The sequence below is a fragment of the Streptomyces sp. SCSIO 30461 genome, from assembly GCF_037023745.1.
Taxonomy (GTDB): domain Bacteria; phylum Actinomycetota; class Actinomycetes; order Streptomycetales; family Streptomycetaceae; genus Streptomyces.
The window spans coordinates 1,430,756-1,446,655 of record NZ_CP146101.1 but is presented as its reverse complement, the minus strand read 5'-3'; the positions used below and the strand labels follow the sequence as shown (position 1 = coordinate 1,446,655).

The window sequence follows — 15,900 nt, the reverse complement described above, 5'->3', positions numbered from 1 at the left end:
TCATGTTCCGTAGACGCCCCCGAAGCGTTCTGACCTGTCTTCTCGCCACGGCCGCTGCACTGCTGCTGTCGGCGACGCCGGTCACGGCCGCAGCCCCCGCCACTGCCGCCGCCCCGTCCCGCGCGGCCGTCGCCGCGTCCGCCGCCGCCGGGGCGTCCTGCCCGACGGCCGGCACCGTGACCCAGCACTACCACAGCCGCCACAACGGCGTGGACATCGCCAATGCCGTCGGCACACCGATCTACGCCATCGGTGACGGCGTGGTGACCATCTCCGGGTACGAGTCCGGCTATGGCCAGTGGATCCGGGTCCAGCACCCCGACGGCAGGATCTCCGAGTACGGGCACATGTCCCGGCGGGACGTCTTCGAAGGCGACCGGGTCGTGGCCGGGCAGCAGATCGCCCTGATGGGCTCCGAGGGGAACTCCACCGGTCCCCACCTCCATCTGCGGATCTGGGGCGACCCGTCCACGTCGTACGGCATCGACCCCGAGGTCCACCTCGCGGAGCGGGACATCGTACTGCCCTGCACACCGGGCCCCGGCCCGCGGCCCAAGCCGCCGGTCTACCCGGCGGAGTCGGGCCGGGTCGTGTCCGCGCGTTCGGCGGACGGGCGCCTGGAGGTGTTCGCCGCCGGAGCCGACGGCATCCACCACGCCTGGCAGCAGCGGGTCAACGGCGACTGGTCGTCCTGGGAGTTCCTCGGCGGCCCCGGAAACGCCCAGCTCGCCATCGCACCCAACGCCGACGGCCGCCTGGAGCTCCTCGCCCTCAACGGCGTCATCTTCCAGCACCGTTGGCAGCTGAACCCGTCCGGCGGCTGGTCGAACTGGGAGAATTTCGGCGAGGGCGGCCGTGACGCCGCGGCCGGTGTCAATGCCGACGGCCGGATCGAGGTGTACGCGTCGGGCCCGATCGGGCTCTTCCACCGGTACCAACTCGCCCCGAACGGCGGCTGGTCGGGGTGGGAGCCCACGGGCGGCGGACCGGCCGACAGCCGGGTGGAAATGGGAAAGGCGCCCGACGGACGCCTGGAGGTCTTCGCCCTCAACGGCAGCACCTTCGAGCACAAGTACCAGACCTCCCCCAACGGCGGCTGGTCCGACTGGGCGACCTTCGGTGAGAGCGGCGGCCACGACCTGACCGTCGACCACAACGCCGACGGTCGTCTGGAGGTCTTCGCCTCGGGTCCGACCGGCGTGTTCCACAAGTACCAGACCACTCCGACGAGTTGGTCTGGCTGGGAAGGCACCGGCGGTGGACCCGTGAACGCGCAGCTCACCAGCGAACGCACCCCCGACGGCCGCGTCGAGGTCTTCGCGCTGAACGGCACCTCCGCCATGCACATCTGGCAGACCGGTCTCAACGCCCCCTACAGCCAGTGGGCCACGTTCGGTACCGGCGGCACCGAGGTCACCGCCGCCTCCAACGCCGACGGGCGCATCGAGGTCTTCGGCACCAACGCCGTCGGCACCTTCCACACCTGGCAGACCGGCTTCAGCTCCTGGTCCGACTGGGTCTGGGTCAACGACACCGCCGGCCCCGCCCTCGACTGACCCACCCGTGGTCGGCCGTGCCCCGGCGCCACGGCCGGCCACGCGGTACGTCCGGAGGACCCATGATCCCGATCAGCAGACGGCGTCTCTTGCGCGGTGCGGCCGCCGGCGCGGCCACGCTCCCGTTCCTGGGCGCGAAAGGCGCCGCGGCATCCGGGGACGTACCGCCCCCTCGGTGGGTGAGCGCCGGACCCTTCACATACGTCCACGACCCCTCCACCTCCACCGGCCCGCGCTATCTCAACGACCACACGCTGGTGAAGGCCCAGGGGCGCTGGCACCTGTTCGGCATCGTCGGGGACAGCGCTCCGCGGGGTGAATCACCGAACAGCGCCGAGGAGATCGCCTTCGCTCACGCCTCCGCGCCGAGCCCGGTCGGGCCGTGGACCAGCCACGCCGCCGCGCTCAGCGTCGACCCGTCGTACCACGGCGAGGAACATCTGTGGGCCCCGCACGTCGTCGAGGCCGACGGCCGGTACTGGATGTTCTACGCCGCGGGCGGCGCGACCGGAGCCGCCATCAACCTCGCCACCTCGACCGATCTGTTCACCTGGACCCGCGAACCGTCGGGACCGCTCTTCCGGGGGCTCGCGGCGCGCGACCCGATGGTGCTGCGGATCGGCGCCGAATGGGTCATGTACTACACCGAGCTGTCGGGCCCGGGCGGCCACCATGTCGTGGCGTACCGGCGCTCTGCCAACCTGCTGAACTGGAGCGAGCCGGGCGTCGCGTTCACCGACGCGAGCACGGACGCGACCGTCTCGGTCACCGAGTCGCCGTGCGTCGTCGAACGGGACGGCTGGTACTACCTGTTCATCGGTCCCAGAGGCGGCTACGAGGGGACCGACGTCCTGGCGTCCCGGGACCCCTTCCACTTCGGACTTGCCGGATACGCGGGCCATGTCGCCGGTCACGCCGTCGAGGTGGTCCGCGACGGGGACGCGTGGCACGCCAGTGCGGCGGGCTGGTTCCGGCACGGGCTGTACGTGGCGCAGCTGCACTGGCGGGACGCCCCGCCGCCGTGGCAGAGCGCCGACAACCCGGTGGTCGGCCTCGACACGCTCGGCCGCCTCACGGTGTTCGCGCTCGACGCCGCCGACCGGTCGATGCTGCGGCGCGTCCAAACCGACCCGTACACCGACAGCTGGTCGGAGTGGGAGCCGTTCGGCGGGCCGGCCGGCGCGGTGCCCACCCTCGGCCGCAACACCGACGGCAGGCTGGAGGTGTTCTCGCTCGCCCCCGGCGGGGTGAACCTGCACCACCGGGTGCAGCGGCCGGACGGCGGCTGGCACCCGTGGGAGGAGTTCGGCGGCCCGGCGGGCGCCGCACCGGCCGTCGCCCACGATGCCGACGGCCGCTTGGAGGTGTTCGCGCTGAGCCCCGGCGGCGGCTCCGTCGCGCGGCGGCGGCAGCGGTCGGCGGGGGCACTGGCCTGGGACGCGTGGGAGATCGGCTTCGGCGGGGCGGCGGGCGCACCCCCGGTGGTCGCTGCCAACGCCGACGGCCGGCTGGAGGTGTTCGTCCTCTCCCCCGGCGGCGCGGGCATCCGCCACCGTTGGCAGGAGACCCCCGGCGGCGCCTGGACCCCGGGCTGGCACCCGTACGGCACCGCCGCAGGTGCCGCACCCCGGGTCGCCCGGGACGGCAGCGGCCGACTCACGGTCGCCGCGATCGGGCCGTCCGGCGTGGGCACCTTCGCCCGGCGGCAGGCCGTGGCGAGCGGCGGCTGGGCCGAGTGGCTGCCGCTGTTCGGCTGGAGCGCCGCCGCCCCGGCGTTCGCCGCCAACGCCGACGGCCGCCTGGAGGCGTTCTCGCTGTCGCCCGGCGGCGCGCGGCTCGACCACCGCTGGCAGGTCGCTCCGGGCGGGGACTGGGCGCCGGGCGGGGAGTTCGGCGAGCCGGGTCTCCGTCTCGCGGCGACGCCGACGTCCGCGCTCGACTCCACCGGGCGGCAGCACGTATTCGCCGTCACCGTCGCGGGCGGGGTACGGACCCGGGTCCAAGAGCGGCCGAGTGGCGGTTGGCGGCCATGGACGGCCTTCGGACAGCGGGCGGTCGCACCGCTGGTCTCGGGCAGCCTCACACTCTGAGCGGCAGCGGAGCGCGCCGAGGGTGCGGATCGCGCCAACTGGACCGAGCCGTCGGGCTCGCGTTCGAACAGCCCGAGGGGGCACCCGCGCCCCGCCCGTCCTCGGCTCCCTCCCTTCGCCCCACGCCCCCGGCGTGGACCCACCGGCCGGAACGCCTCGCTCCGCACCGGTCACGAACGGTCCGCCGCCCGGGACCGGTTTCGGCGATCCGGCCGAAGTACGGCGGTGAACTCCCCGGGAGATGAGTATCGTTCCGCCCGTCCGACAAGTGACGCGGGGGAACGGGGGAAGCGGTGAGTGGCGTAGTCGTCCATCTGCCGCGGGGAAGCGGGAGCGCCGACGGCTCCGCACCGCACGGTGACGGTGTGACGTTGCGGCTCCGTGCGGGCGAGGTCGCCCGCTTCGGACGGGGCTCCCCCCGGGTGCCCGTGGAGCTGTGCCTCGACGACCCGGCGATCTCGCGGCTCGCCGGGGAGATCCGGGTGACCGACGACCACTGGCAACTGACGAATCACAGCACGAGCCACAGCTATCTGGTGGAGAACCCGGAGGGAGCGGGCGAGTACCTGCGAGTTCCGCCGCGCAGGGTCGGGGCGCCCATCCCCTTCGAGTTCTCCCGCGTGGTGCTGCCCACTCGGGGTGACGTCGCGGTCTCCTTCCAGGTGTTCGCGCCCGACCACCTGTACCTCGACCCGGAGGTCATGGGACTGCCCTGGGGGACCAGCACGGTCACCGCGTACTCGCTGGACGAGACGGCCACGTACTTCCTGGTCCTCGTCGCCCTCTGCGAACCGCGGCTGCGCGACCAGTCCCGGGTCGCGGTCCCCACGACCCCCCAGATCGTCGAGCGGCTGAAGGGGCATGCCGCCTGCGGGGCGCTGACCGCGCGGGCGGTCAGCTCGCACATCGACTACCTCGCCGAGGAGAAGCTGCGCATCAGCGGCCAGGCCGCCCACGAACCGGGCAAGGCCGACCGTCGCAACGGCAAGCGGGAGGAGATCGTCGGGCTCGCGCTCCGCTTCGGCCTCGTACGTGAGGAACACCTCGCGCTGCTGCCACCCCTGACGGCGGCTGGTGGCGGGCGGGGGCGGCAGGCCGCGCGATGACCCGGACGCACGGTCCGGGAGACACGGCGGAGTACGACCGCGCGGATCAGCTCCCGCCCGGCTTCCAGGTGGGCGACTGGGTTGTGACCGAACTGATCGGCGCCGGCGGCTGGTCCACGGTCTACGCGGCGAGACCGGCCGAAGACGGGGCCGGCGACCGTCCCGCCGACGCCGCGCTCAAGATCATGCCGACCGCCGGCCTCGCCCCGTTGCAGACACGCAGGATCGTGGAGTCCGCCCGCCGTGAGGTCGAACTCGGGCGAAGGGCCGGACATCCCCGGCTGATCGGACTCCTGGAATCGTTCGCGCTCGCCGCGCCCGACCACCCCGCCCTGGAGGGCGCGATCGTGCTCGTCATGGAGCGGGCCGCCGGCAGTCTGCGGGAGCTCCTGGACGCGGGGGTGCCCGAGGCCGATCGCGGCCGACTGATCGCCGGGATCTGCCAGGGGCTCGCCCATCTGCACCGCTCGGGCTGGGTCCACGCCGATCTCAAGCCGGAGAACATCCTGCTGGGCAGGGACGGCTCCGTGAAGCTCTCCGACTTCGGCCTCGCCACCGAACTGACCGGCACCCACGGGTACGCCCCGCCCATGGGCACCCTGGACTACCTCCCGCCCGAGCGCTGGCGCGCGCCACTCGGCGAGCTCGGCATACGGGTCAGGCCGACCGCCGACATCTGGGCCCTGGGCATCATCGTTCACGAGGTGTTCACGTCGAGCGGCTCGCCGTTCCCCGGTGCCACCCCCATGGCGCGGGGCGCCTCGGTCCAGGCATACGGCCAGGGGCGTGCCCCGCTGCGCCTGGGCCACGAGCTCCCGCCGTTCTGGCGCGCCCTCGCCTCCGACTGCCTCGCCCCGAACCACGAGGCCCGCGCCCCGCACACCGCCGAGAGCCTGCTCGCCCGTGTCACCGCCCGGCAGCGGCCGCCGGGGCCGGTGGCGGGGCGGAGGCTGCGGCACCGGGCCCGCGCCGCCGTCCTGGCCACCGCGCTGTGCGGGATCGCCGGCACGACCCTGTCCTCGGACGCGGTACGGCAGGGCTCCACCGCGTCGGGGAGTGGCCGTGCGGGTACGACGGCGGGCACGGTACGGGTGTTCAACGCGGAGCGCGGCTGCCAGGAGCGTGCCGACCGGGACCGGCTGTGCAGCCTGGGCCTCGCCGTCGATCCCGCGCGGCCGTACACCGCGGACAACGTCGTGGCGACTCGGGTCTGGCACGGCGACGTCCTGGTCGCACACTGCCGGTTCGGCGGCGGCGAGCCCATCATCGACGAGGAGAACGCGCGTTCCACCGACTGGTACCTGATCCGACTGCCGTCCGGCTCGCTTCCGCCCACGGCCTGGCTCCCCGCCGTACGCACCAGGGACCAGCCGTCGCTGCCGGACTGCCCGCACCCGGTGACCGGACGGTGAGCGGTGGGGACGCCGAGCGGTGACACGACCGCGACCGCCTCACGGCGCGCCGCCGGGCGCCGGCACCACGCCGGCGCTTCCGACGGCCGCACAACGGAACTGCTGCGTGCACGACCAGCGGCAGGACGGACCCCCGTGAAAACGCTTCCGGCCGTGCCACGGCAGCCGACCCACGGTGCCGAACCCGCCGCCGTCACGGGATCCCCGGTGCCCAGCGGTGCCGGGTCCTCCCTCCGTCTCCCCGTCGACCGGCTCAGCGTCGCCGCCCATCGACGGGTGCAGCGCGAGCTCCAGCGCGTGCAGGACGCGCTGGACCAGCCACTTCCGGAGATCGTGGCCGTGGACTCGTCCTCCAGGAAGGCCCAGCTGGCCGACCACGACCGGCGGCGCCAAGCCCTGCAAGAGCGGCGCAGCCACCTGCGTGCCCTACTCGACCAAGCGGTCCCTGACTTTCTCCCTGACGGGCGGGGCGATGGTCGTCCCTGGATGCCTCGTCGGCGTTGAGGATCCGGACGAGCCCGGCATCATGACGTACGAGATCGCGATGCTTGCGGGTGACGAGGCCGAGCGGTTGAGCCCCGACACCCCACTGGGGAAGGCGCTGATGTGGCGAGAGGTAGGGGATGAGGTGAGCTGGGAGACGGAGCGGGGCACCCACATGCGCGTCACCGTCCGGTACATCCAGGACTGATGCTGGAGCCGTTCCACGCCGGGCAGCTCACACCGGAACACGCGGACGCGCTGGTGGCCGTGGCCGGGCTGTACGGCGAGGACTGGGTGCGGAGCGTCGTCGGCGGCTGGTTCGGGCCGGAGTACCACCAGCGGACCGACCTGTCCGAGTGGGCCGGCGGCACGCTGCCCGGAGTCTACGGAGTGCTGCGTGCCGCCGACGGCCCGGCTGGAGAACCTGAGCGTGCCCCTGGCGCGGCTCCCAGAAGCGGCCGACGGCGCCCTGCGCGACGCGATCACGAGAACACTGCACGCGTACGAGGACAACCGTCCTGGAGTGTCTGATGCCGGCGCTGCGCCTGGCACACGCGCAGGGGGCGGCGGGGCTCGGCCGCTCGTCCGGGACGTCGAGGACATCCCCCAAACCCGTAAGTGCTCTACGCCATACCGCGCTATGGTGTTCGTATGGCGAGCAAGAAGGTAACCATTACTCTCGATGAATCCCTGTTCGAGGCCCTGGCCAGTGCCGCCGAGGAGGAAGGCATCCCGCTTTCCCGGCTCGTCGCCGGAGCAGCCGAGCGAGAACTGCGGCTGCGGGCCGGCCGGGCCGTGATCCAGGAGTGGCAGGCGGAGCAGGGTACCTTCACCCCGGAGGAGCTCGCCGCCGCCCGAGCCGACATGGCCGACGCCGACGCCGAATATCTCAGCAGCACGGGGGCATCGGCCGCATGAACATCCCTTACCTGTACGACGCCGGTGCGCTGATCGCCATCGACAACGACGACAGGCGTATGTGGGCCCGCCACAGCCTGGCTCTCGACGACGGCCGGGACATCCACGTCCCCTCCGTCGTCGTCGGCCAGGCCTGGCGGGACTCCCGCCGCCAGGTCAGGCTCGGCAAGTTCCTCGCCGGCTGCCACGTCGCGCCCGTGGGCCTCGACACCGCCAAGGCCGCAGGCATCCTCTGCGGCAGAGCCGGCACCGCCGACATCGTCGATGCCACCGTCGTCGTCATGGCCGCCAGCCTCGGCGCCATCATCTGGACCTCCGACCCAGACGACATCCGTGCTCTCGTCGACGCCCAAGACATCAAGCCCGCTCCCGTCATCCGCACCGTCTGACCTCCGAGCGCACCTTCCAGAGCGTCGACAGCGCGCTGCGGTGAAGTTGCTCGGTGACGCTCCGACCCGCCTCCAGTGCCTGCCGGCGCATCTCCGTACACCGCGCCCACCGCAGCCGCCGGAGACAGAACCGATGACGGGGCCCTCGCCGGCCACGGCGAGGGCCGCGCCGGGACCGCGCGGCGCGCTGCCACCCACCGCCTGCACTAGGGCGTGTTGCGAAAGTAGCTCCGTCCGCCCGCAGGGCGGGGCCTGCGGCGTCTGGTGCGTGCGATCGCAAGGCGGAGGATCATCCTCGTACCGGACGTACTTGGATGACTCCGACAACGCGGCGAGCGTGCGTGCCAGGCGTCGCGGGTCAGGAGGGACTTTCGCAACACGCCCTAGGTGACTGGTGTTAATCGTGTGAGCTCGCGCTGGGTCTTCGTCCTGTGTCAGGCTGCGGGGTGTTGGTCGCTGGGTGTGGGGAGAGGTTGAGCGATGGCAGTGGGCCGGACTCCGATGCAGCCGGGGTTGCTCTCCTCCACAGTGGGTTTCTGCGAGGGTCGGCTGGCGCCGAACTCGATCTACGCGGTGCTGCACCGCGAGTGCCGGGCGTTGTTCCCCGATGAGATGTTCGCCGATCTGTTCGCCGAGGACGGCCGCAGGTCGGTGCCGCCGATGATCGTGGCGGTCGTGATGGTCCTGCAGCGTCTGGAGGGTTTGTCCGATCGCGAGGCGGTCGAGCGGTTCGCGTTCGATGTGCGCTGGAAGTACGCCGCCGGCGGGCTGGACTTCGACCATCCGGGGTTCGTGCACACCGTGCTGGTCGACATGCGGGCGAGGCTTGCCGCTTCCGCCCGGCCGAACCGGATCTTCGAGCGGACGGTAGAGGTTGCTGCACAGGCCGGACTGGTCGGCCGCAGGAGGGTGCTGGACTCGGCACCGATCTATGACGCGGTGGCCACGCAGGACACCATCACGCTGATCCGTTCGGCCATCCGCGGCCTGCTGCGGGCGGCCGATCACGTGCTGCGGGCCGAGCTGCGGGCGGTGATCTCCAGCGGGGACGCCTACACCAGCACGGACAAGCCGGTCATCGACTGGACGGACGCGGCCGAGCGGGAAGCCCTCATCGATTCGCGGGCCCGTGACGGGTTCGCGCTGCTGACCGTGCTGGACGGCCGGGCCGTGCCCGGGGATGTGGGCCAGGCCGCGCGGTTGCTGGCCACCGTGCTGGGCCAGGACCTGGAGCAGGACGGGGGCGTCTTCAAGATCGCCCGCAAGGTGGCCGCGGACCGGGTCATCTCCACGGTTGATCCCGAGGCCCGGCACGGCCACAAGACCGTCCGCCGGTCCTTCGACGGTTACAAGGGTCATGTGGCCGAGGAACCCGACAGCGAGGTCATCACCGCGACCGAGGTCACGGCGGGCAACGCCGGCGATGCCGAGCCCGCCGCCGACCTGCTCGCCGACGTTCTCCAACCACCTGCCGCCGAGCAGGCAGACCAGGCGCGGGCCGAAGTCTACGGCGACGCCGCTTACGGGACCGGGCCGCTGCTGGCCGAGCTGGACGACGCGGGCGCCCGGGTGATGGTCAAGGTGCAGGCGGCCAACGCGCCCGGTGGGCGGTTCTCCAAGGACGCCTTCACCATCGATCTGGAGGCAGGGCAGGTCACCTGCCCGAACCAGGTGACCGCCGCGATCCGCCCGAAGTCTGATGGCGGTGGGGCGGCCTGCTTCAAGACCGCCTGCGCCGCCTGCCCCCTTGCGGCGCAGTGCACTACCGCCAGGAACGGACGCGTCATCACCATCGGCCCTCACGAAGAACACCTGGCCCGGGGCCGGGCTCGCAGTGCGGACCCCGTCTGGCTGGCCGCCTACCGGGCCACCCGCCCCAAGGTCGAACGCAAGATCGCCCACCTGATGCGGCGGCGACACGGCGGACGCCGCGCCCGGGTGCGGGGCCGGGCCAAGATCGCCGCCGACTTCTCCTTGCTGGCCGCCGCCGTCAACGTCGCGCGGCTCGGCGTGCTCGGAATCATGTCCACAGGCAGTGACAAGTGGGCGGTCGCCGCCGGCTGACCGTCCCGAGGGCGCCCTGGACCATGCAAACGACCCGCACGCGGCCGTGCCAAGCCCCCAACAGCCCCCACGACGGCCACGAACCACCCACACGCCGCCCGACCACCAGCCAGCAACCACGACCCTGACACCCCCAACGGCGACACCGCACGCCCAGGACGACCCGCTTAACACCAGTCACCTAGAAGGCTGCTGAAAATCTTGTTGTGGGGGCGGTCCGCCGGTGGCGGGGCCGCCCTCCGTGCTTCACGGTGTGGCCGGGGTCAGGGTCCAGGTGCCGTCGGCGGCCACTTCGAGGCCGAGGTTGACGAGCCGTCGGAGGTTGAGGGCGGCGGCTCGGTTGCGGAGCCAGGTGTCGTTCTTGAGGGTGCCGAGGTAGCGCAGTCTGCGGTTGCCTTTGGTGGTCAGCCAGGCGATGCCGCGTTCGACGGGTGGCCGCCAGCGGCGGTAGGTGTCTTTCCAGGCGGGGTCGGTGGCCTGGGCACGGGCGTCGGCCAGGCGCTGGTGCTGGGGGTGGACTTGCAGGACGCGGCCGGTCTTGGAGGTGGTGCAGCGTTCGCGCAGCGGGCAGCCGGCACACAGCTTCTTGAACTGAGCCTGCCGCAAGCCGGTCTTCCGGGGCTTGCCGAGGGGGACGATGTGCCCGGCAGGGCAGGTGACCTGGCCGTTCTCGGTGTCGATGTGGAAGTCGTCGCTGGTGAAGCCGCCGGGCACGGCCGCGCGAAGCGGGGGTGGTTTGAGGACGGCGTCGTGGCCCTGCTGTTCGAGGTGGTCGCGCAGGTCGGCGGTGCCGTAGGCGGAGTCGCCGAGCACCTCGCACGGCTCGTCCTCGGCGGCGAGGAGGTCCTCGGCGATCTTCGCCTCGTGGTTCTCGGGGCCGCAGCCCGCGGCGAGGGCGACCTCGGTGAATAAGCCGGTCTCCGGCTCGACGGCGACGTGGCCCTTGAAGCCTTCCTGGTGGCGGGTGCGGTTCTTGTGGATGTGCCTGGCCTCGGGATCGACGGTGGACACCACGCGGTCGCGGACGGTCCCCTGGGTGATGCGCCAGCGCCCGTCGCGCCCGTCGGAGCCCTCGGCGGGCTCCACATCCTGGCCCGCGACCAGCGCCAGCAGGCCGACCGCGTTCGCGGCCCGCTCGCCCAGCTCCTGCTCGGGCAGGCGGCCCAACAGGTTGAGCGCGTCCGTGACCAGCGCGTCCACCAACCCGGCGCGGGCCTGCTCGTCGTCCCAGGCGATCTTCGGCTTGCCCGGGTCGGTGTAGTCGTGAGCGGTGCAATGCCCGGCGGCGACGCGGCCGGCGCCGGGGACCTCGCGGATCACCCGGCGGATCGCCGAGATCAGCTGGGTGACCGTGTCCTGGGTGGCCACCGCGTCGTCGAACACCGTGGAGTCCAGCGCGCGGCGCCGCTTCCCGCGCAGGATGCCGGTGGCGGCCACGACCTCCTTGACCCGGGTGAAGATCCGCCCCGGATCCGAGGACCGCTGCAGGCGGCGCCGGAAGTAGGTCAGCAGCGACGGGTCGAACGCCGTGTCGTTCAGCCCCAGTCCGCACGCCGCCTTCCACCGCAGGTCGCACCGCAGCTCCAGCACGGTCTCCACATCCGAGGTCCCGAACAGGCTCTGCAGCACCACCGCCGTCGCCAGCACCTGCGGCGGCAGGCTCGGCCGCCCGTTGGCCGAGGGGTACATGTCCGCGAACATCTCCGGCGGCAGCAGCCGCTCGCGGTGCTCGGCCAGGAACGCGAACACACTCCCTGCCGGGATCAGCTCCCGGCAGGTCTCCCACACATCCGGCCCGACCGTCTCCCCGGCCCATTCCCCCTGCACACACAGCAGTCTGGCCCCGCGGGGCCACCCGCGGGGCCCAAACCCGAGATTTTCAGTGATCTTCTAGGTGACTGCAGAGGTACGGCCCTCCTCAGCCCGGCCGAGCGGTTCCCCGGCGACGGCAAGCGTGCGGGGCCCCCGCACGGATGACCCGGTCCGGCCTGATGGGCAGGCTCCGGTGACGTACGCCGGTGGCGTGCCAGACCGCGTTGGCGACGGCGGCCGCGGCGCCCACGATCCCGATCTCGCCGATGCCCTTGATGCCGACTGGATCGTCCGGGTCCACGTCGTCGATCCAGTCGGCCTCGACACGGGGCACGTCGGCGTGTGTGGCCACGTGGTAGCCGGCCAGGTCGGCGCCGATGTTGCCCCCCGAGGCACGGTCCCGTACGGCCTCCTCGTGCAGGGCCATGGAGATGCCCCAGATCATGCCGCCCGTGAACTGGCCGCGTGCGGTGAGCGGGTTGACGATCCGGCCCGCCGCGAAGATGCCAAGCATCCTGCGCACGCGCACCTCGCCCGTGGTGACGTCGACGGCTACTTCCGCGAACTGAGCTCCGTAGGAGTGACGTTCGGCGGGAGCGAGGGCTCCGACGGCCCCGGCCGTGTCCGAGCGCACGGTGATGCCCTCCGGCGGGATGTCACCGCTCAGGGCCAGCCGGTCGCGCAGTTCTTCGGCCGAGATTGTGACCGCCCAGGCCCACGAGCGGGTGCCCATGGACCCACCGGCGATCATCGCCGGTCCGAAGTCGCTGTCGCCGATGCGGACCTCGATCCGCTCCGGCGGCACACCCAGGGCGTCCGCGGCGACCATGGTCAGCGCCGTGCGGGCCCCGGTGCCGATGTCGGCCGCCGCGATCCGCACGGTGAAGGTGCCGTCCACGTGAGCGGTCAGCGCGGCCGTGGAGGGTGCCGCGCCGACGAAGAACGAAGCCGCCGCCATGCCGGTGCCCAGCAGCCAGCGGCCCTCGCGGCGCAGGCCCGGACGCGGGTCGCGATCCGCCCAACCGAACCTCCGGGCCCCCTCCTGGTAGCAGGCGGGGAGGCTGCGGCCGGCGAACGGCAGCCCCGAGACCGGTCCCCTGTCGGGTTCGTTGCGCATGCGCAGCTCGATCGGGTCGATTCCGCACTCCTCGGCGAGTTCGTCGAGCGCCGCCTCCAGAGCGAACGAGCCGGGCGCCTCACCCGGGGCACGCATCCAGGTCGGGGTGGGTACGTCGAGCCGTACGACCCTGTTCGCCGTGTGGTGGGCGTCGGCGTCGTACATCACGCGGGCCACATCCGCGCTCGGTTCGATGAACTCGTGCACCGTGGAAGTGACGCTCTGCGAGCGGTGCTCCAGCGCGCGCAGCCTCCCGTCGGAGTCGGCGCCGAGACGAACGCGCTGAGCGGTGGGGCTGCGGTAGCCGGCCAGCGAGAACATCTGACGGCGGGTCAGGACGACCCGTACGGGGCGCTGCAGGACGGTCGCGGCCATGACGGCGGCCACCTGGTGGGCGAGGATGCCCTTACAGCCGAAACCCCCGCCGACGTGCTCGGAGCGCACGTGCACCGATGAGGGGTCGAGCTGGAACAGGTTCGCGAGTTCCCCCGCCACCCAGGTGGTGCCCTGGTTGGAGTCGACGACCTCCAGTCGGCCGTCCTCCCAACGGGCGGTGGCAGCATGCGGTTCCATCGGGTTGTGGTGCTCTTCGGGGGTGGTGTACTCGGCGTCCACCACGACGGCTGAGGCCGCGAGCTCGGCGTCGAGGTCGCCCTTCTCGGTCACGGCCGGCGGCGCATGACCGTCCAGCGGGTAGGCATCGGGGCGTTCAGCGGCGAAGTCGACATCGTGGGGCTCCTGTTCGTAGTGCACGACCAGGGTGTCGGCGGCTTCGCGGGCCTGCTCGGAGGTCTCGGCGACGACCAGTGCCACAGGCCAGCCCAGGTGCGGCACCCGGTCGTGCTGGAAGACGGCGCACGTCGGATCGGGCTTCGACCCCATCAGGCCGATGTAGTCGGTCTCGACACGGGGGGAGTTGCTGTGGTCCAGTACGGCGAGGACGCCAGGCATGGCGAGGACGGGGGCGGAGTCGACGGCCTTCACGCGGCCGCGGGCGATCGTGGAGAGCACGAACCAGCCGTGCGCGAGGTCGGCGAAGGAGATCTCTCCCGCGTAGCGGGCCGCGCCGGTGACCTTGTCCCGGCCCTCGACGCGGGTGCGCGCGGTTCCGACGGAACTCGGCCGAGCGGTTGCGCCGGTCGTGGCGGTGGTCATCGGGCGGTCTTCTCGGCGAGTGCGGTCAGCTCGGCCACCACGAGATTGTGCATCAGGGTCACCTTGTATCCGTTGTGCGGCAGCGGCCGTGCTGCCGCGAGTTCGGCCGTGGCCGCCGCGGCGTAGGTCTCGGCGTCGGCGAGCGCACCGATCAGGACGCGTTCGGCCGCGCGGGCCCGCCACGGCCTGGAGGCGACCGCTCCGAGGGCGAGACGCGCGTCCCGCACGACACCGTCCCGGACGTCGAGCGCGAGGGCGAGCGAACCGATGGCGAACGCGAACGAAGCACGCTCACGCACCTTGCGGTAGCGGGAGTGGGCGGCGACCGGGAGGGGCGGCAGAGTGACGCCGGTGATCAGCGCGCCCGCCGGCAAGGCGGTTTCGCGGTGCGGAGTGTCGCCCACCGGAAGGTAGAACTCCTCCAGGGGCAACTCGCCCGGCCCGTCGGCGGTTTCGAAGTGCACGACAGCGTCGAAGGCAGCCAGTGCGACGCCCATGTCGGACGGGTGCACCGCCACGCAATGGTCGGACGCGCCCAGGATCGCATGGTTGTGGTGTTCGCCCTCGACCGCCGGGCAGCCGCTGCCGGGGACGCGCTTGTTACAGGGGCGAGAGACGTCGGTGAAATAGCCGCAGCGGGTGCGCTGCAGCAGGTTTCCACCGACCGTCGCCATGTTGCGCAGCTGACCGGACGCGCCGGCCAGGACAGCCTGCGTCAGTGCCGGGTACCGTAGCCGGACCTCGGGATGGGCGGCGAGGTCGGAGTTGGTGACGGTGGCGCCGATGCACAGACCGCCCCGGGGGGTCGTTGCGATCTCGTCGAGCGGGAGTCCTCGGATGTCGACGAGCCGGGCGGGGCGTTCCACGCCGGTCTTCATGAGGTCGACGAGGTTGGTGCCACCGCCGAGGAAGCGTGCCCTTGGATCGGCGTCCAGCACCGCGACGGCGTGCGCCACGTCGGTGACCCTCTGGTATCCGAACTCCCTCATGTCACGGCCCTTTTTGCGCTGCTCTCGGGACTGCCGTCCGCCGACGCGCCCAAGTCGGCATGCGTTCCGGAGGGATCGGCGGGTCCGGCGGCGGCACCGGCCGCACGGGCCACCGCCTCGATGATCGAGACGTAGGCACCGCAGCGGCACAGGTTGCCGCTCATCCGCTCGCGGATCTCCTCCGCGGTCAGGGGTACCGCTGCCGCATCGGGCCGGACGTCGTCCGTGACGGCACTCGGCCAGCCGGCCGCGTGCTCCTGGATCACCCCGATCACGGAACAGATCTGGCCGGGGGTGCAGTAGCCGCATTGGAACCCGTCCAGTTCGAGGAAGGCCTGCTGCACAGGGTGCAGCCGCTCGCCGTCGGCGAGTCCCTCGATGGTGGTGATCACGCGTCCTTCGGCCGCTACGGCCAGTTGCAGGCAGGCGACGCTGCGGCGGCCGTCCAGCAGGACGGTACAAGCGCCACATTGCCCCTGGTCGCAGCCCTTCTTGGAGCCGGTCAGGCCGAGGCGCTCACGCAAGGCGTCCAGCAGGGTGGTGCGGTGGTCGACGGGCAGTGTGTAGTTCTCGCCGTTGATCTTCAGGGTGATGACACTGGACGTCGGTAGGGCCATGAGAAGCTTCTTTCGCGTTCCCCGGACTGAGGTGTGGTCCGGCAACCCGTGTTCGGATCCGCGGGATGCGTGGTGCCACCCGGTGGCTCATGGAGGCCGGACGGGCGCGTCACGACAGCGAAGAGGCAGCTCCCGACTGCCGCAGAGCCGTGACCACCACCATAGTAGTGGAAATGGGATAAATTTCCGATA

14 protein-coding genes are annotated in these 15,900 nt (G+C 72.0%); 10 read left to right on the top strand and 4 right to left on the bottom strand.

The window, feature by feature from the left end:
- The first annotated feature begins 2 nt into the window (after positions 1 to 2).
- The 10 genes from V1460_RS06675 (at position 3) to V1460_RS06630 (ending at position 10,018) form a co-directional block, all read left to right on the top strand.
- Positions 3 to 1,556, top strand: a complete 1,554-nt coding sequence (locus tag V1460_RS06675; protein WP_338672715.1) for a peptidoglycan DD-metalloendopeptidase family protein — start codon at positions 3 to 5, stop codon at positions 1,554 to 1,556.
- 62 nt (positions 1,557 to 1,618) lie between these two features.
- On the top strand, positions 1,619 to 3,646 hold the full coding sequence (locus V1460_RS06670) for a family 43 glycosylhydrolase (RefSeq protein WP_338672714.1): 2,028 nt from the start codon (positions 1,619 to 1,621) through the stop codon (positions 3,644 to 3,646).
- A gap of 293 nt (positions 3,647 to 3,939) precedes the next feature.
- Positions 3,940 to 4,752, top strand: a complete 813-nt coding sequence (locus V1460_RS06665) for a serine/threonine protein kinase (RefSeq protein WP_338672712.1) — start codon at positions 3,940 to 3,942, stop codon at positions 4,750 to 4,752.
- Positions 4,749 to 6,164: a serine/threonine-protein kinase gene (locus V1460_RS06660; protein WP_338672711.1), complete on the top strand. Its 1,416-nt coding sequence runs from the start codon at positions 4,749 to 4,751 to the stop codon at positions 6,162 to 6,164. Before V1460_RS06665 ends, V1460_RS06660 begins: the two co-directional genes overlap by 4 nt.
- A gap of 153 nt (positions 6,165 to 6,317) precedes the next feature.
- A complete protein-coding gene (locus V1460_RS06655) occupies positions 6,318 to 6,668 on the top strand; it encodes a hypothetical protein (RefSeq protein ID WP_338672710.1) in 351 nt (116 codons plus the stop codon).
- Between the two features lie 22 nt (positions 6,669 to 6,690).
- Positions 6,691 to 6,855, top strand: coding sequence for a GreA/GreB family elongation factor (locus V1460_RS06650; RefSeq protein ID WP_338672708.1), 165 nt, complete (start codon positions 6,691 to 6,693; stop codon positions 6,853 to 6,855).
- Positions 6,855 to 7,178, top strand: coding sequence for a hypothetical protein (locus tag V1460_RS06645; protein ID WP_338672707.1), 324 nt, complete (start codon positions 6,855 to 6,857; stop codon positions 7,176 to 7,178). The genes V1460_RS06650 and V1460_RS06645 overlap by 1 nt, the downstream gene beginning before the upstream one ends.
- A gap of 120 nt (positions 7,179 to 7,298) precedes the next feature.
- Complete coding sequence (locus V1460_RS06640; protein ID WP_338672706.1) at positions 7,299 to 7,565, top strand: hypothetical protein; 267 nt, start codon at positions 7,299 to 7,301, stop codon at positions 7,563 to 7,565.
- Entirely contained in the window at positions 7,562 to 7,954 is a 393-nt protein-coding gene (locus V1460_RS06635) for a twitching motility protein PilT (protein ID WP_338672704.1), read from the top strand. The genes V1460_RS06640 and V1460_RS06635 overlap by 4 nt, the downstream gene beginning before the upstream one ends.
- A gap of 480 nt (positions 7,955 to 8,434) precedes the next feature.
- Positions 8,435 to 10,018: an IS1182 family transposase gene (locus V1460_RS06630; protein ID WP_338672703.1), complete on the top strand. Its 1,584-nt coding sequence runs from the start codon at positions 8,435 to 8,437 to the stop codon at positions 10,016 to 10,018.
- A gap of 246 nt (positions 10,019 to 10,264) precedes the next feature.
- Here the strand turns inward: V1460_RS06630 and V1460_RS06625 are convergent, their stop codons facing one another.
- From V1460_RS06625 to V1460_RS06610, 4 genes are all read right to left on the bottom strand, one after another.
- Positions 10,265 to 11,845 (bottom strand): IS1182 family transposase, encoded by a 1,581-nt coding sequence (locus V1460_RS06625; protein WP_338671414.1) that lies wholly within the window; start codon positions 11,843 to 11,845, stop codon positions 10,265 to 10,267.
- 91 nt (positions 11,846 to 11,936) lie between these two features.
- The gene (locus V1460_RS06620) at positions 11,937 to 14,102 is read right to left on the bottom strand and encodes a xanthine dehydrogenase family protein molybdopterin-binding subunit (protein WP_338672702.1); all 2,166 of its coding nucleotides are present in this window, start codon (positions 14,100 to 14,102) and stop codon (positions 11,937 to 11,939) included.
- Entirely contained in the window at positions 14,099 to 15,091 is a 993-nt protein-coding gene (locus V1460_RS06615) for a xanthine dehydrogenase family protein subunit M (RefSeq protein ID WP_338672701.1), read from the bottom strand. Before V1460_RS06615 ends, V1460_RS06620 begins: the two co-directional genes overlap by 4 nt.
- Positions 15,088 to 15,708, bottom strand: coding sequence for a 2Fe-2S iron-sulfur cluster-binding protein (locus V1460_RS06610; RefSeq protein WP_338672699.1), 621 nt, complete (start codon positions 15,706 to 15,708; stop codon positions 15,088 to 15,090). The genes V1460_RS06615 and V1460_RS06610 overlap by 4 nt, the downstream gene beginning before the upstream one ends.
- Positions 15,709 to 15,900 lie beyond the last annotated feature (192 nt).

What these genes read in the sequence shown, in the direction of transcription:
- V1460_RS06620 (WP_338672702.1), bottom strand. Translation starts at nt 14,102, where the DNA reads ATGACCACCGCCACGACCGGCGCAACCGCTCGGCCGAGTTCCGTCGGA.
- V1460_RS06660 (WP_338672711.1), top strand. Translation starts at nt 4,749, where the DNA reads ATGACCCGGACGCACGGTCCGGGAGACACGGCGGAGTACGACCGCGCG.
- V1460_RS06675 (WP_338672715.1), top strand. Translation starts at nt 3, where the DNA reads ATGTTCCGTAGACGCCCCCGAAGCGTTCTGACCTGTCTTCTCGCCACG.
- V1460_RS06640 (WP_338672706.1), top strand. Translation starts at nt 7,299, where the DNA reads ATGGCGAGCAAGAAGGTAACCATTACTCTCGATGAATCCCTGTTCGAG.
- V1460_RS06615 (WP_338672701.1), bottom strand. Translation starts at nt 15,091, where the DNA reads ATGAGGGAGTTCGGATACCAGAGGGTCACCGACGTGGCGCACGCCGTC.
- V1460_RS06630 (WP_338672703.1), top strand. Translation starts at nt 8,435, where the DNA reads ATGGCAGTGGGCCGGACTCCGATGCAGCCGGGGTTGCTCTCCTCCACA.
- V1460_RS06635 (WP_338672704.1), top strand. Translation starts at nt 7,562, where the DNA reads ATGAACATCCCTTACCTGTACGACGCCGGTGCGCTGATCGCCATCGAC.
- V1460_RS06670 (WP_338672714.1), top strand. Translation starts at nt 1,619, where the DNA reads ATGATCCCGATCAGCAGACGGCGTCTCTTGCGCGGTGCGGCCGCCGGC.
- V1460_RS06645 (WP_338672707.1), top strand. Translation starts at nt 6,855, where the DNA reads ATGCTGGAGCCGTTCCACGCCGGGCAGCTCACACCGGAACACGCGGAC.
- V1460_RS06610 (WP_338672699.1), bottom strand. Translation starts at nt 15,708, where the DNA reads ATGGCCCTACCGACGTCCAGTGTCATCACCCTGAAGATCAACGGCGAG.
- V1460_RS06650 (WP_338672708.1), top strand. Translation starts at nt 6,691, where the DNA reads ATGACGTACGAGATCGCGATGCTTGCGGGTGACGAGGCCGAGCGGTTG.